Origin of the sequence: Sphingopyxis sp. Root1497, assembly GCF_001427085.1 — a bacterium.
GTDB lineage: Bacteria > Pseudomonadota > Alphaproteobacteria > Sphingomonadales > Sphingomonadaceae > Sphingopyxis.
The window spans coordinates 1,126,881-1,140,312 of record NZ_LMGF01000003.1; the positions used below are offsets into that span (position 1 = coordinate 1,126,881).

Sequence of the window (13,432 nt, forward strand, 5' to 3'; positions counted from 1 at the left end):
GCCGCGTCCAAAGGACGTCGAAGGCGATATAGAGAAGCGCGAAGATAAAGAGGATCAGCGCATAGGCCATGACCGTCTCGGTCGCGTGCATGATCTGCGGTCCCGTCAGCTCGACGCCGGGCAGCCCCAGATAGTCGAGCGTGACGGGTTTCGAATCGGCGGTGGCGCTGGTGCCGCCGACGGCGGTGTCGCCGATCCAGTAGATCATCTGCCCGGCGCCGAAGATCCCGGTGCCGCCGAGCAGGATGTTGAACTGGGTCTCGCGCCGGGCCGCCGCGCGGTCGGCATCGGCCTGATGGCGCCGCTGCAGATCGCTGGCATGATCCTCGAGGCTCGCTACCGCGAGCGCCAGCGCGTCCTTCTTGCGCTTGGTGCCGCGCAGTTCCTCCAGCTTGGTGAAGACGTCGCGCTCGGTGTCGTAGCGAAAGGGGTTGGCATAACGGAAGCGCTCATACTCCCTGTACTCGGCGAGCTTGGCCTGGTTGATCGCGGTTTCGGCCTTGTCGAAATCGTCGTGACCGGTCAGCTGCTCCCGCAGGTTCAGCCGTTCGACCGCCGCGCTCGGCGGCGCGGGCGCTTGTTGCCGACGCTTGTCGGCCTGCCATTCGCCATTGGCGACATGCCATTCGATGCGCTCGATCCGCGCCATGCTCTTCGCTTCATGCTCGCGCGCGAGGAACTCGTTGTGCAGCGACATGGCGTGGATCAGGAACGCATAGGGGCAGGTGCCGATATAGTCGTTGCCGGTTTCGAGACTGCGGCTGCGCGGCACATAGCTGATCATCGCGCGGTGGTTGGCATAGCGGACGAAGAAGCGCTCGTCGGACTGTTCGCTGCTGTCGGGATAGATGGGGTCGATGCTGTCGAGGATCTCCGACGTGTCCTGGTTCATGAAATCGATGATATTCTGGTTGAATCCGGCGAGGAACAGATAGTCGAGGCAATCGGTCCGGCCGGCTTCGAAGGCCGGGATCCTGGGCATTGGGGTGACCGATGCGACCTGACCGCTCGCATCATATTCCGCCCATTCGGCGCCGTCGGCGCGGATCGCCTCAGCCAGCGCGCCGACGCTCGCGAAGCCGCCGCCGCCGACGGCCCGCAAATTCGGGCGGGCGCCGTCGATCCAGTCCGCATAGTCGGGCCGCGCCTTCACCCAATCCCAGAATGTCGTGTCGAGCTGGACGACGCCCTTGCCCTTCGACGCCTTGTCGACGCGCTCGGCGAGCTCGTCCTGATAGGGCTGGTAACAGGGTTCCTGCACCATCGCCTTGCGCGCCGCGCTCTCCCCCGACGCGGGATCGAGCGGCATCAGCCGTTTGAAGAAGCGCTCGTCGTGGATCAGGAACATGAAGCGCGATTTGGGGACCTTCAGCCCCGGCACCTCGATGAACGGCACCTTGTCGATCAGGACATCGCTCAGGTCGGCCATCGGCGTCGTGCCGGTGACCTTGGCAAGGCGTTGGAACAGCCGTTCGCCGTCGCGCAGCAATTGTTCGCGGACAAAGGGCCAGAACCGCTCGGCCTTGCCGCGCGCGCCGCGGACCGTGATATCGTCGAGCGGCGCGATCCCCAGCTTGTCGTCGAACACCGACGCCTCGCCGCCGTGGCGCGCGTCGAGTTCGAATTCCTTCGGCGCCGCAAGCTTTTGCAGCAGCGACAGGAAATAATAGGTTGCGGGATCATAGCCGCCTTCGTCGCCGGGCGCGGCGAGCGAGGCATAATGGTGGCTGAAGCTCAGATGATAGCTCAGCCCGCCATTGTTGTGCGCCAGCCAGAAGCGGCGAAAGCGCACCGCCCGATCGTCCTTCAGCCCCGGCGGCGCGGCGCGATAGGTCAGCCCTTCGGTCGACCATTCGATCGTGGGCGGCAGCTTGAAGATCAGCCGTTCGTGACGGCGGATCGCCCTGTCGGCCGCCTTGCGCCGCGCGCGCTCGCCCGCCGGGGTGGCGGGATAGTCGCCCGCGGGCGCATCGATCGCGGCGATCAGATGCTCCTGCACCTCGCCCTGCACCTCGCGGTCGGCGATGTCGTTGAACAGCGGGTCGATCGCATTGCGCAGCATCACCGAGGGCAGGTGGGCGCGCTGGACCGCGCCGAACTGGCCGTGCGCGACGGGCTTGCCCTTTTGCCCGACCGCCTCGGCGACGCGGTCGGGATCGATATAGAGCGACAGCGTCCAATAGAGCGTGCCCGACTTCGCGCTTTCAAAGCCCTGCGCATCGTCCCAGTCGCCCCGCAGCGCCATCGGCTAGTCCTCCCTCTCGTCCGCCGCCGCCGCGAGCGCGCGGAAGCCGTCATGGCCCGCGGTCCGCCGCCCGGCGCGCAGCCAGGCGATCGCCGGTTCCATCGGCAACAGCGCGACCGGGGCGGCCCGCGATGCCAGCGCCGCGAGCTGCGCCGCCGCCACTCCGCCCGGCGCCTCGTCTTCGCCCTTGCGCACCGAAATGCCGAAAAAGCTTTCGAGATGGTCGTGGAGCAGCCCCGCATCGACCGCATCGCCGGGATAGTCGACCGCCGCGTAAATCAGCCCGTCGTCGGCCTGCTGCTCCGTCGACAGCGCCGGCTGGATATAGGGAAAGTCGACGATGCGCGTGCCGACCCGCGCCCAGATCGCGAGGCGGTCGACCTGGTCGGTGCCCGAATGCGCGGTGTCGGCGGCATATTCCTCGGCGGTCAGCCGCAACGGGTCATTCTGTTCGATGAAGACCGCCGGCGCGGGTCCGGCAGGATCGAGCCCGAGCGCGAGGACCGCGAGCCGCCGCACCGCGCCGAGGATGACGCGCAGCATCCCGCGCCCGCGCGCCGCCTCCTCGACATAGACATAGTTGAGCGCGACCGCCGCCGGGGGCAGCGCGGCCCCGCGGTCGATCGCGGTCGCAAGGAAGTTCGCGCCGCCGAGCAACGTCCCGCCTTCATCCTCGAAGATCGCGACTAGCTCGCTATGGGTGCGGCCATAGGCGTGGCGATGGCTTGCGTTGAGCGCTAGGCACGCTGCGAACCCGCCCAGTTCCTCGCGCTCGTCGGGCAGCACGAAGGCGCGGTCGTAGCCCGAAAAGAAGCGCGCCAGCACCGGCGATGCCGGGTCGTCCGACGCGGTGACGCGTACCCCGCCCGGCAAATCCAGCCTTATCAATCGATTGTCCGCCCCGCCCATCATGCGCAAATCTTGCCATGCGGCCGGTCGCGCCGCAAGGCGCCGCTTCAGGTCACCCCATAGGCCGCCTGCACCATCGACCGGAACAGCCGCAGCTGGCGTCCCATCAGCCGGTGGTCGCCGAGTGCACGGGTGAGCACGATCGATCCTTCGATCACCGCGCTGAAACTGTCGGCGATCGTGTCGAGGTCGATCGGTGCGACGGGGCGATGGCGTTCGCCGATCGCGATGAACCAGATGCGGAACCGCGCACGCCAGCGCATCGCCGCCTCGAACAACAAGGCGCGCACCTCGCGGTCGAACGCCTGCTCCTGATAGATGATCGCGGCGACAAGGCAGCCCGGATGCACGTCCTCCATCTCGTCCATCATGTCGGCATAGAGGTCGAGGAAGATCAGGAAGCGCTGCATCGGGTCTTCGGCCAGGTCGTGCGCGCGGTCGGTCAGCACGTCCATCGCGGCGTCGTCCTCCTCCAGGAAACGCTGCAGCAATTGCCGGGCAAGGTCGCCTTTGTCGCGGAAATGATAGAAGAAACCGCCCTTGGTGATGCCCGCGGCCTCGACCAGTTCGTCGATCGAGGTCGCGGCAAAGCCTTTGGTCAATATCGCGTCATTGGCGGCGTCGAGCAGCCGCTCGCGCGTCCGCTTGCCCTTCGCCAGCGGCGCCGGGGACGCATCCGCCGCGGCGGACGCTCCACTATCCAATCCCTCCATCGCCGACGCCCCTTCGTCCTTGCTGGAATTTCCAGCATTTCTGCGGGAAAATAAAAGCGACCGCAAGTATACTATCGTCGTCCCGGACGATGCCATAGCAAGGCCGGACCAAAGCCAGCAGCCAGGGGGCACCGCGATGTTCGGCATCTATCATGTAATCGCGCTGTCGATGTTCGGGGTCTTCGCCGCGCTCGACCTGTTGTTTCGCGCGCGGAATTTTCCCGACGTGCCGCTGTGGCGCGCAAAGGGCCTCGTCTTCACCGCGCTCTATTTCGGCGTCACCACCTGGTCGCCTTTGCTCTGGGATACGACGCTCGGGCAATATCAGCTGGTCGACGGGTCGCGCTGGCCCTTCTGGGCGCAGGTCGCGATCGGTTTCTTTGTCTATGAATTCCTGATCTATGCCTGGCACCGGACGATGCACAAGGTCCAGCCGCTGTGGCGCTGGCTGCATCAGATGCACCACAGCGCCGAACGCGTCGACATCTGGGGCACCTTCTATTTCCACCCGTTCGACATGATCGGCTGGGCGCTCGTCGGCAGCTGCGCGCTGGTGCTCGGCATCGGCCTGACGGCGGAGGCGGCGCTGGTGGTGTCGGTCGTCGCGACCTTCTGCACCATCTTCCAGCACGCCAATGTCCGCACCCCGCACTGGCTCGGCTATCTGGTCACACGCCCCGAAAGCCATTCGGTGCATCACGAACGCGGGCTGCACGCCTATAATTATGGCGACATCCCGATCTTCGACATCCTGCTCGGCACCTTTCGCAACCCGCGCGAATGGCATGGCGAGGCGGGCTTTTTCGACGGCTCGTCGCGGCAGATGGGCAAGATGCTGGTCGGCAAGGAAATCGCGTGAGGAACAACAGGGGAGACGGGGGCATGAAAACAGGGATGATGATCGCGCTGCTCGCGATCGGGCTGGCCGGTTGCGGCGAATCGGCCGAGCAGAAGGCGGAAAAGGCCAAGGCGGCGTCGGCCGAGATCGACACCGCGGGTTATGACATCGCGGTCCGCTGCCAGGCCAGTTTCGACGCGGTGGCGCGGCTCTACAAAGTGTTGTCCGAGCAGGGCGGCGACGCGGAGATGGCGGCCACCGCGACCCAGCGCGCAGCGGCGGCCGAGGCCTATCGCGGCATCGCCCGCAATGTCGGGGGGAATATCGGTCACAAGCCCGAACAGGTCGACGCTGCGATCAAGGCGGCCGCCGACGCGGTCGACGCCGAGTTCCAGAAACGGCCGTTCGAGGATTTCGCGGTCTGGGCCGGGCAGGAGGCCGATCGCTGCCCGCCGCCCTCGGCCTAGGCGAGCGCGCTTCGACGACACGAAAGGAAGGATCATGGCCCACGACCTGCGCCCCGGTGAACAGGCGATCGACAACTGGACGCTCTTCTATCACCCGCCCGGCGGCGGCAAATATAATGGCAAGCTGACGGTGACGAACCAGCGCCTACTTTACGATGCGAAGCTGGAGGCGAGCCTGATCGGCGTGCTGACGAACCATGTCGTCGCGGGTCAGCTGGCGATCGAAAAGGACACGATCACCGACATCGAGGTCCAGCGCAAATTGTTCAGCAAGAAAGCGACGGTGACCCTCACCGACGGTAGCCGGCACATCTTCGACTATGGCGCGCTCAATATCGACAAATGCGTCGCGGCGATGGAGGCACGTTGAATGGTCCGCGGCGTGGCGGTGGCGGCCAAGACGGCCGTCGTCCTGACCGGCTGGCTCGTCGTCATCGACATCGTCGGGGNGATCTGGTTCGTCCTCGGGCTTTTCTGCGGCATGTTCGCCTATCAGAGTGCGGGGGCATGGGCCTTCGCCGACCGCGACGGCGAATGGAGCGACCAGCCCGGGGCGTTTCGCGCCGGCAACGTCATCGTCGCGACGGGCGCGGTGCTGGTCGGCCTGTCGCTGTTGTTTTTCCGGCATATTTACTGGAGCAGGGGCGTCGCGGGCGAATATTATGTACCCGACAGCGCACCGCATTCGATCCTGTTCGGGCTGTGTGTGTTGGTGGCGATGGCGGGCACGCATTTCCTGTTGCTGCCGACGCCGGGACAGGAATCCTGATGTTGCGCCATTGATCGATATTTTCGATCAAAGCGCCGGACTTTTTCACTTTCCGCACTGCAACAAACATGGCTAGGGGAGGGCTCCAACAACAAAAGGAAGCTCTCCCAATGTCCGTTCTGAACACGACCATCAAACCCTTCAACGCGACCGCTTACAAGGACGGCAAGTTCGTCGACGTCAGCGACGAGAGCGTCAAGGGCAAGTGGGCGGTCTTCTTCTTCTACCCGGCCGACTTCACCTTCGTCTGCCCGACCGAACTCGAAGACCTCGCCGACATCTACCCGACGCTGCAGAAGATGGACGTCGAGGTTTATGCCGTGTCGACCGACACGCATTTCAGCCACAAGGCCTGGCACGACACCTCGCCGGCGATCGGCAAGATCAATTACTACATGGTCGGCGACCAGAACCACGTGATTTCGAACAATTTCGAAGTCTTGCGTCCGGGCGTCGGCCTCGCCGACCGCGGCACCTTCGTGCTCGACCCCAATGGCGAAATCCAGTTGCTCGAAATCACCCCCGAGGGTGTGGGCCGCAACGCCGCCGAACTGCTCCGCAAGATCAAGGCGCTGCAGTATTGGGTCAGCCACCCGGGCGAAGTCTGCCCCGCGAAGTGGGAAGAAGGCGCCGAAACCCTCGCGCCCTCGCTCGACCTCGTCGGCAAGATCTAAGCCGACCGCATAATGCCGGAGGGGCGGCGGCATGATCGCCGCCCCACGGTTTCTCTCCCCCTCTCGCAGGAACGCTCCCCATGCTCGACGCCAATCTGAAGCAGCAGCTTCAAGGCCTCCTCACGAATCTTCGTGAACCGATCGAACTGATCTCGTCGCTCGGCGACGATGCCAAATCGGCCGAGCTGGCGACCCTGCTCGACGACATCGCCGCGCTCTCGGACAAGGTCAGCGTGACCCGGGCCGACGACGACGCGCGCCGGCCCAGCTTCCTCATCCGCCGCGCCAGCGATGCCGCGGTCGCCGTGCGCTTTGCCGGCATCCCGATGGGGCATGAATTCACCTCGCTCGTCCTCGCTTTGCTCCAGGTCGGCGGCCATCCGCCGAAGGTCGCGCCCGAGGTGATCGAACAGGTCGCCGCGCTCGACGGCGACTATCATTTCGAAACCTATTTCTCGCTGTCGTGCCAGAATTGCCCCGACATCGTGCAGGCGCTCAACCTGATGTCGGTCGTCAATCCGCGCATCACCCACACCGCGATCGACGGCGGGCTGTTCCAGGCCGAGGTCGAGGAGCGCAAGATCATGGCGGTGCCGACGATCTTCCTCAATGGCGAGATATTCGGTCAGGGCCGCATGGAGCTCGAACAGATCATCGCCAAGCTCGACAGCGGCGCCGAAGCCAAGGCCGCCGAAAAGATCGCGGCCAAGGACGCGTTCGACGTGCTCGTCGTCGGCGGTGGCCCCGCTGGCGCCGCGGCGGCGATCTATGCCGCGCGCAAGGGCATCCGCACCGGCATCGCCGCCGAACGCTTCGGCGGGCAGGTGCTCGACACGATGGCGATCGAGAATTTCATCTCCGTCCAGCACACCGAAGGGCCCAAGCTCGTCGCGCAGCTCGAGCAGCACGTCAAAGACTATGACGTCGACATCATGAACCTCCAGCGCGCCGAGAAACTGATCCCCGCGAAGGTCGAAGGCGGCCTCCATGAGGTGAAGCTCGCGAGTGGCGCGTCGCTCAGGGCGCGCACGGTGATCCTGTCGACCGGCGCGCGCTGGCGCCAGATCGGCGTGCCGGGCGAGGAGCAATATCGCAACAAGGGCGTGGCCTACTGCCCGCACTGCGACGGCCCGCTCTACAAGGGCAAGCGCGTCGCGGTGATCGGTGGCGGCAACAGCGGCGTCGAGGCGGCGATCGATCTTGCGGGCCTCGTCGCGCATGTCACGCTGATCGAATATGACAGCCAGCTGCGCGCCGACGCGGTGCTGCAGCGGAAACTGGCGAGCCTGCCCAACGTCCGGATCATCACCTCGGCGCTGACCACCGAAGTGCTCGGCGACGGCGAGAAGGTGACGGGCCTCAGCTATAAGGACCGCAACAAGGACACGGCACACCAGATCGAACTCGAAGGCATCTTCGTCCAGATCGGCCTCGTCCCCAACACCGAATGGCTCGGCGGCGACGTTGCGTTGTCGCGCCATGGCGGGATCGAGGTCGACCATCGCGGCGAAACCAGCCAGGCGGGCATCTTTGCCGCGGGCGACTGCACGACGGTGCCGTACAAGCAGATCGTCATCGCGATGGGCGAAGGCTCGAAGGCGGCGCTGTCGGCGTTCGACTATATGATCCGCCTGCCCGCCGAGGAAGAAGCCGACGCGGCCTGATTTTTCGTCACCCCGGACTTGATCCGGGGTTCCGCTTTCGACCAAGATGAGCGGGACCCCGGGTCAGCCCGGGGTGACGAGGTTGTATATGGTTAAAGAAAAGAAACCGCCCGCACCGATCCCGCTCTGCCGCTTCGAGGAACTGGCACAGCGTGAGAACCGGCTGCGCGACGAGGCGTCGCGCAAGCGCAAAAAGCCGGATGCCAAGCCCGCCTAGCCCGCCGCCATCGCAAACCGCTTCGGCGGCACCCCGACGTGCCGCGCGAACGCCGTGCTGAACGCGCTCGCCGATCCGTAACCGACCCGCTCGGCAATCTCCTCGATCCGCCCGGTGCCGCGGCGGAGCAGATCCTTCGCCAGGCTCATCCGCCAGCCGAGCAGATATTCCATCGGCGGCACCCCGACGATGCGCGCGAAGCGGTCGAAGAAGGCCGAGCGCGACAGCGCCGCCTCTTTCGCAAGGTCTGCGGTCGTCCATGACCGTGCGGGTTCGGCGTGCATCCGCCGGATCGCCGCCGCGAGCCGTGGATCGCTCAAGCCCCGCAACAGCCCCGGCGGGGTGTCCTCGCCGCCGACCGCGCGCAGCGCCTCGACCAGCAGGATCTCGACCAGCCGCGCGAGCAGCAGGTCGCGGCCCGGCCGCTCTGCGCCCGTCTCCTCGCGGACCATCGCGACCAGCGCGGACAGCCGCTCGGCGCCGCGGAGGTGGATCATCGCGGGCAATTGCGACACCAGCAGCCCCGCCTCGGGCGAGGCGAAGGCGAAATGGCCGCCCATCATCCGCACATCGGGTTCGCCATCCTGCCTCCCGTGCCGCACCTCGCCGCTGATCCCCGCCGTCGCATGCGGATCGAGCGCTATCGGTTCGGCCGCCTCGAAGCCCGACAGGGTGAAGCCCGGCGTCGCCGGCAACAGCACGAAATCGCCCGCCGCCAGCGTCACCGGCGCCTGCCCGTCGACCGCGAGCCGGCACGACCCGTCGAGGATGGTGCAGAAACCCGGATGGCCGAAATCCGAATAGCGCACCGCCCAGCGCCCCGCGCCGCTGATCCCCTTCGAAAAGACGGTGCTGGGCCGCAGCAAGGCGATGAGGTCGGACAGCGGGTCGAGCATATGGAGACGATCTATAATGAAATATGGACTTGAGATTGTAGATAGTCCTGATCTTCGCGTCCATAGGTCTTTCACCGCCAACCGAAAGGAACGACCTCCATGAAAACCATCCTGATCACCGGCTGCTCGTCGGGCTACGGCCTTGAAACCGCCCGCCATTTCCACGCCCGCGGCTGGAAAGTCATCGCCACCATGCGCACACCCTCCGCGGCACCTTTGCAGGCTTCCGAAAATCTCCGCCTCCTCCCCCTCGACGTCACCGACGACGCCAGCATCGCCGCCGCGATCGATGCCGCGGGTCCGATCGACGTGCTCGTCAACAACGCCGGCATCGGCCTGTTCGGCGCGCTCGAAGCCTCGCCGATGGCGAAGATCCGCGACGTCTATGCGACCAACACCCTCGGCACGATCGCGATGACGCGGGCGGTGATCCCCGGGATGCGCGCGCGCGGGTCGGGCACGATCGTCAACGTCACGTCCTCGGCGACGCTCGCACCCTTTCCGCTGGCGGCCGCCTATACCGGCAGCAAGTCGGCGATCCAGGGCTTCACCGGCAGCCTCGTGCATGAACTCGCGCCGCTCGGCATCGCGGTGAAGCTGGTCGAGCCCGGCTATGGCCCGACCACCGCCTTCGCGCAGAATACCGCCATCAGGCTCGAGGACGTGCTGCCCGAGCCCTATTGGACCTACGCCCAGCCGATTCTCGCGGGCATGGCCGAACCGGCGCTGTTCACCACCGAAGCCGATGTCGCCGAAGCGGTTTGGCAGGCTGTGCACGACGAGGGCGGACGCCTGCATTTCCCGGCGGGCGCCGATGCGCTCGCGATCATGGCAGGGGCTTAGCGCGGATATTCCGCGAGATGGGCCGTGAGCTTCGCCACCTCATCGGCGTTGAAATGCAGCCCCAGCTTGCTCCGCCGCCACAATATGTCGTCGGTCGTCCGCGCCCATTCGTGCGTCACCAGCCAGCCGACTTCGGCGGCGGACAGGCCGTGTGCGATTTCGCCGCCGAGTTCGTCCCAGCCCTCGGCCTTGCCCAGCCACGCCCGCGCCTCGGTGCCATAGGCCTTGACGATGCGATCGACCGTCGCGGCGGGCAGGAAGGGGTGGGCGAGCTTGATATCGGCCTTGAGCGCGGCGGCGCCGTTGGTCGGAAAATCACCGCCGGGCAGCGGTTTGGTCGCCGTCCAGCGCCGGACCGACACCGCCTCCAGATGATCGGACAGTTCGTCGACCGCATGTTCGGCGACATGGCGATAACTGGTGATCTTGCCGCCATAGATAGTGAGCAGCGGCGCGCCTTCGTCCATGTCGACGTCGATGCGGTAACCACGGGTCGCGGCCTCGGGGCGCCCCGACCCGTCCTCGATCAGCGGACGCACCCCCGAATAGGTCCACACGACATCGGCGGGAGTGATCGGCTCGCGGAAATATTGGCTCGCGCCTTCGCAGAGATAAGCGATCTCTTCGTCGCTCGCCTTCACCTCGTCGAGCGGTCCGTCGTGGTCGAGGTCGGTGGTGCCGATCAGCGTGAAGTCGCGCTCATAGGGAATGGCGAAAAAGATGCGTCCGTCGGGCAGCTGGAAAAAATAGGCATAGGCGTGCGCGAACAAGCGCCGCACGACGATATGCGACCCGCGCACCAGCCGCATCCTGTGGTCGGGTTCGGCATCGGCGCGCTTCAAGAGGTCGAGCACCGCCGGCCCTGCCGCATTGACGACGCTCTTGCCGGTGAAGCGATAGCTGCGGTCGTTGTCGCCACGCGCCTCGACGATCCACAGCCCGTCTTCGCAGCGCAGCATCTCGGCGCGCATATGCGTGCGGACCTTCGCGCCGCGTTTCGCGGCGTCGCGGGCGTTGAGCACCACCAGCCGGGCATCGTCGACCCAGCCGTCCGAATATTCGAACCCGTGCCTATATTGGCTTTGCAGCGGCTCGCCGGCTTCGTGGCGCCGCAGGTCGATCGAGCGCGTCGCGGGCAGTTTCTTGCGCCCGCCGATATGGTCGTAAAGGAACAGCCCGAGCCGCAGCAGCCAGCGCGGACGCAGCCCCGGCCGGTGCGGCAACACGAAACGCAGCGGCCAGATGATATGCGGCGCGATACTCCACAGCACTTCGCGTTCCTTCAGCGCCTCGCGCACCAGGCCGAATTCATAATGTTCGAGATAGCGCAGCCCGCCATGGATCAGCTTGGTCGAGGCCGAGGAGGTGCCCTGCGCGAGGTCGCCCTGCTCGATCAGCAGCACCCGCGCCCCGCGTCCGGCGGCATCGCGCGCTACCCCCGCGCCATTGACCCCGCCGCCGATCACGATGACATCATAGGGCTGGGCGCTGTCGGGCATGACGTTTCCCTATGCCAGCGCCGCCTGATTTGCCAAGGGGCGACGTCGCCAGCACCTTCGTATCCGGCCTACGTATGCGCGTTGCATTCACGCGGTCCCTCCGCCATTTCTGCCGACGGATATTCAAGGGGACGATTGTGAGCGTCAAAGTCGAGACATTGATCCTGTTCGGGGCAACGGGCGACCTTGCTCAGCGCATGCTCTTTCCCTCGCTCTATAATCTCCACCTCGACGGGCTGCTCGCCGATGGGCTGACGATCATCGCGTCGGGTCGCTCGCAAATGGACCGTGCGACGTGCCATCAAATGGTCCGCACAGCGCTCGGCGAGCACTTGCCCGAAGACCGGCTCGACAATGCGGCGATTGCAGCCTTTCTCGACCGGATCGATTATTGCCCGGTCGATGCGGGGGCGGGCACCGGCTATGACGCGCTCGCGGCGCTGCTCGGCGACCGGCTCGGCCGCCCCATCGGGGCCTATCTGTCGACCCCGCCATCGATGTTCGGGCCGATCGCGCAGGGACTGAAAAGCGCGGGCATCGCCTGCACCGAATGCCGCATCGCGATGGAAAAGCCGATCGGCCACGACCTCGCCTCGTCGCATGCGGTGAATGCCGAGGTCGGCGACGCCTTTGCCGAAGACCATGTGTTCCGCATTGACCATTATCTCGGCAAGGAAACCGTCCAGAACCTCCTCGCGCTGCGCTTTGCCAACATGTTGTTCGAACCGCTGTGGAACGCGCAGGCGATCGACCATGTTCAGATCACGGTGGCCGAAACAGTCGGTCTCGAAGGCCGCGTGTCTTATTACGACGGCGTCGGCGCGCTCAAGGACATGGTCCAGAACCATATGCTGCAACTGCTCGCGATCATCGCGATGGAGCCGCCGGCCAGCGTCACCTCGACCGCCGTGCGCGATGAAAAGGTCAAATTGCTCCGCAGTTTGCGCAAGATGAAGCCCGAGGATGCGAAGACGCACAGCGTCAAGGGCCAGTACGTCAGCGGCGCTGTCGGAGGCGCGGCGGTGACCGGATATGCCGACGAGCTGGGCCAGCCGTCGAACACCGAGACTTTCGTCGCGATCAAGGCGTTCATCGACAATTGGCGCTGGAAGGGGGTGCCCTTTTACCTCCGCACCGGCAAGCGAATGCCCGAGCGCAAGTCGGAGGTGCTGATCCAGTTCAAACCCGTGCCGCATAATATCTTCGCACGCGTCGGCGCGCCGAAGCTCGACGCCAACAGCATGATCATCAATCTCCAGCCCGAAGAGAATATCCGGGTCAAGGTGATGGCCAAGCAGCCGGGGCTGGATCGCGACGGCGTGAAGCTGAAAGAGGTGACGATGGACGTCTCGCTCTCGCACAGCTTTGCCGGCGAGCGGCGGCGCATTGCCTATGAGCGGCTGCTGCTCGACTTCATCGAGGGCGACCAGACCCTGTTCGTGCGCCGCGACGAGGTCGAAGCGCAATGGCAGTGGATCGATTCGATCCGCGACGCCTGGGCGGCGGTCGACCTGGCGCCGCAAAATTACACCGCGGGCAGCTGGGGACCGAGCGCGGCGATCGCGTTGATCGAACGCGATGGGGCGAGCTGGCATGATTGATCGGGCTTCTTCCCTTCTCCCCTTGAGGGAGAAGGATACGGAGCCTTGCGCCGCAGGCGCTAGGCGCAGTTGGATGACGGGTTGCGAGCCCCTGGCT

12 protein-coding genes are annotated in these 13,432 nt (G+C 65.6%); 8 read left to right on the plus strand and 4 right to left on the minus strand.

Annotation, left to right across the window (positions count from 1 at the left end; all coding sequences use genetic code 11):
• Nucleotides 1–2,248: 2,248 nt before the first annotated feature.
• On the minus strand, nt 2,249–3,157 hold the full coding sequence (locus ASD67_RS08825) for a hypothetical protein (protein WP_056346046.1): 909 nt from the start codon (nt 3,155–3,157) through the stop codon (nt 2,249–2,251).
• Between the two features lie 44 nt (nt 3,158–3,201).
• Nucleotides 3,202–3,867: a TetR/AcrR family transcriptional regulator gene (locus ASD67_RS08830; RefSeq protein ID WP_056346048.1), complete on the minus strand. Its 666-nt coding sequence runs from the start codon at nt 3,865–3,867 to the stop codon at nt 3,202–3,204.
• Nucleotides 3,868–4,003: 136 nt separating this feature from the next.
• On the opposite strand from ASD67_RS08830, the gene ASD67_RS08835 reads away from it, so the two are divergent.
• The 6 genes from ASD67_RS08835 to ASD67_RS23855 all read left to right on the plus strand — a co-directional run bounded on the left by ASD67_RS08835 (nt 4,004) and on the right by ASD67_RS23855 (nt 8,496).
• Nucleotides 4,004–4,726, plus strand: coding sequence for a sterol desaturase family protein (locus ASD67_RS08835; RefSeq protein WP_056346050.1), 723 nt, complete (start codon nt 4,004–4,006; stop codon nt 4,724–4,726).
• A 23-nt stretch (nt 4,727–4,749) separates the two neighbouring features.
• Nucleotides 4,750–5,172 (plus strand): hypothetical protein, encoded by a 423-nt coding sequence (locus ASD67_RS08840; protein ID WP_056346052.1) that lies wholly within the window; start codon nt 4,750–4,752, stop codon nt 5,170–5,172.
• 34 nt (nt 5,173–5,206) lie between these two features.
• Entirely contained in the window at nt 5,207–5,542 is a 336-nt protein-coding gene (locus ASD67_RS08845) for a hypothetical protein (protein WP_056346054.1), read from the plus strand.
• 509 nt (nt 5,543–6,051) lie between these two features.
• Entirely contained in the window at nt 6,052–6,615 is a 564-nt protein-coding gene (gene ahpC / locus ASD67_RS08855; protein WP_056346058.1) for an alkyl hydroperoxide reductase subunit C, read from the plus strand.
• A gap of 80 nt (nt 6,616–6,695) precedes the next feature.
• Nucleotides 6,696–8,279 carry an alkyl hydroperoxide reductase subunit F gene (gene ahpF, locus ASD67_RS08860; protein ID WP_056346060.1) on the plus strand — a complete coding sequence of 528 codons (1,584 nt, stop codon included), beginning with the start codon at nt 6,696–6,698 and terminating at the stop codon, nt 8,277–8,279.
• A gap of 88 nt (nt 8,280–8,367) precedes the next feature.
• Nucleotides 8,368–8,496: a hypothetical protein gene (locus ASD67_RS23855; RefSeq protein WP_268798364.1), complete on the plus strand. Its 129-nt coding sequence runs from the start codon at nt 8,368–8,370 to the stop codon at nt 8,494–8,496.
• Here the strand turns inward: ASD67_RS23855 and ASD67_RS08865 are convergent.
• Nucleotides 8,493–9,392, minus strand: coding sequence for an AraC family transcriptional regulator (locus ASD67_RS08865; RefSeq protein WP_056346062.1), 900 nt, complete (start codon nt 9,390–9,392; stop codon nt 8,493–8,495). The genes ASD67_RS23855 and ASD67_RS08865 overlap by 4 nt on opposite strands.
• A 99-nt stretch (nt 9,393–9,491) precedes the next feature.
• On the opposite strand from ASD67_RS08865, the gene ASD67_RS08870 reads away from it, so the two are divergent.
• A complete protein-coding gene (locus ASD67_RS08870) occupies nt 9,492–10,235 on the plus strand; it encodes an SDR family oxidoreductase (RefSeq protein ID WP_056346064.1) in 744 nt (247 codons plus the stop codon).
• Here the strand turns inward: ASD67_RS08870 and glpD are convergent.
• Nucleotides 10,232–11,734, minus strand: a complete 1,503-nt coding sequence (gene glpD, locus ASD67_RS08875; protein ID WP_056346066.1) for a glycerol-3-phosphate dehydrogenase — start codon at nt 11,732–11,734, stop codon at nt 10,232–10,234. The two genes, ASD67_RS08870 and glpD, sit on opposite strands and share 4 nt — an antisense overlap.
• 197 nt (nt 11,735–11,931) lie before the next feature.
• Between glpD and zwf the strand changes: the two genes are divergently transcribed.
• The gene (gene zwf, locus ASD67_RS08880) at nt 11,932–13,335 is read left to right on the plus strand and encodes a glucose-6-phosphate dehydrogenase (RefSeq protein WP_056347213.1); all 1,404 of its coding nucleotides are present in this window, start codon (nt 11,932–11,934) and stop codon (nt 13,333–13,335) included.
• The last annotated feature ends 97 nt before the right edge of the window (nt 13,336–13,432 follow it).

Bases quoted from the DNA above. Each gene is read 5' to 3' on its own strand.
- ASD67_RS08865 (WP_056346062.1), bottom strand. From the start codon at position 9,392: ATGCTCGACCCGCTGTCCGACCTCATCGCCTTGCTGCGGCCCAGCACC.
- ahpF (WP_056346060.1), top strand. From the start codon at position 6,696: ATGCTCGACGCCAATCTGAAGCAGCAGCTTCAAGGCCTCCTCACGAAT.
- zwf (WP_056347213.1), top strand. From the start codon at position 11,932: ATGCTCTTTCCCTCGCTCTATAATCTCCACCTCGACGGGCTGCTCGCC.
- ASD67_RS08830 (WP_056346048.1), bottom strand. From the start codon at position 3,867: ATGGAGGGATTGGATAGTGGAGCGTCCGCCGCGGCGGATGCGTCCCCG.
- ASD67_RS08825 (WP_056346046.1), bottom strand. From the start codon at position 3,157: ATGATGGGCGGGGCGGACAATCGATTGATAAGGCTGGATTTGCCGGGC.
- ASD67_RS23855 (WP_268798364.1), top strand. From the start codon at position 8,368: ATGGTTAAAGAAAAGAAACCGCCCGCACCGATCCCGCTCTGCCGCTTC.
- glpD (WP_056346066.1), bottom strand. From the start codon at position 11,734: ATGCCCGACAGCGCCCAGCCCTATGATGTCATCGTGATCGGCGGCGGG.
- ASD67_RS08845 (WP_056346054.1), top strand. From the start codon at position 5,207: ATGGCCCACGACCTGCGCCCCGGTGAACAGGCGATCGACAACTGGACG.
- ASD67_RS08840 (WP_056346052.1), top strand. From the start codon at position 4,750: ATGAAAACAGGGATGATGATCGCGCTGCTCGCGATCGGGCTGGCCGGT.
- ASD67_RS08835 (WP_056346050.1), top strand. From the start codon at position 4,004: ATGTTCGGCATCTATCATGTAATCGCGCTGTCGATGTTCGGGGTCTTC.
- ahpC (WP_056346058.1), top strand. From the start codon at position 6,052: ATGTCCGTTCTGAACACGACCATCAAACCCTTCAACGCGACCGCTTAC.
- ASD67_RS08870 (WP_056346064.1), top strand. From the start codon at position 9,492: ATGAAAACCATCCTGATCACCGGCTGCTCGTCGGGCTACGGCCTTGAA.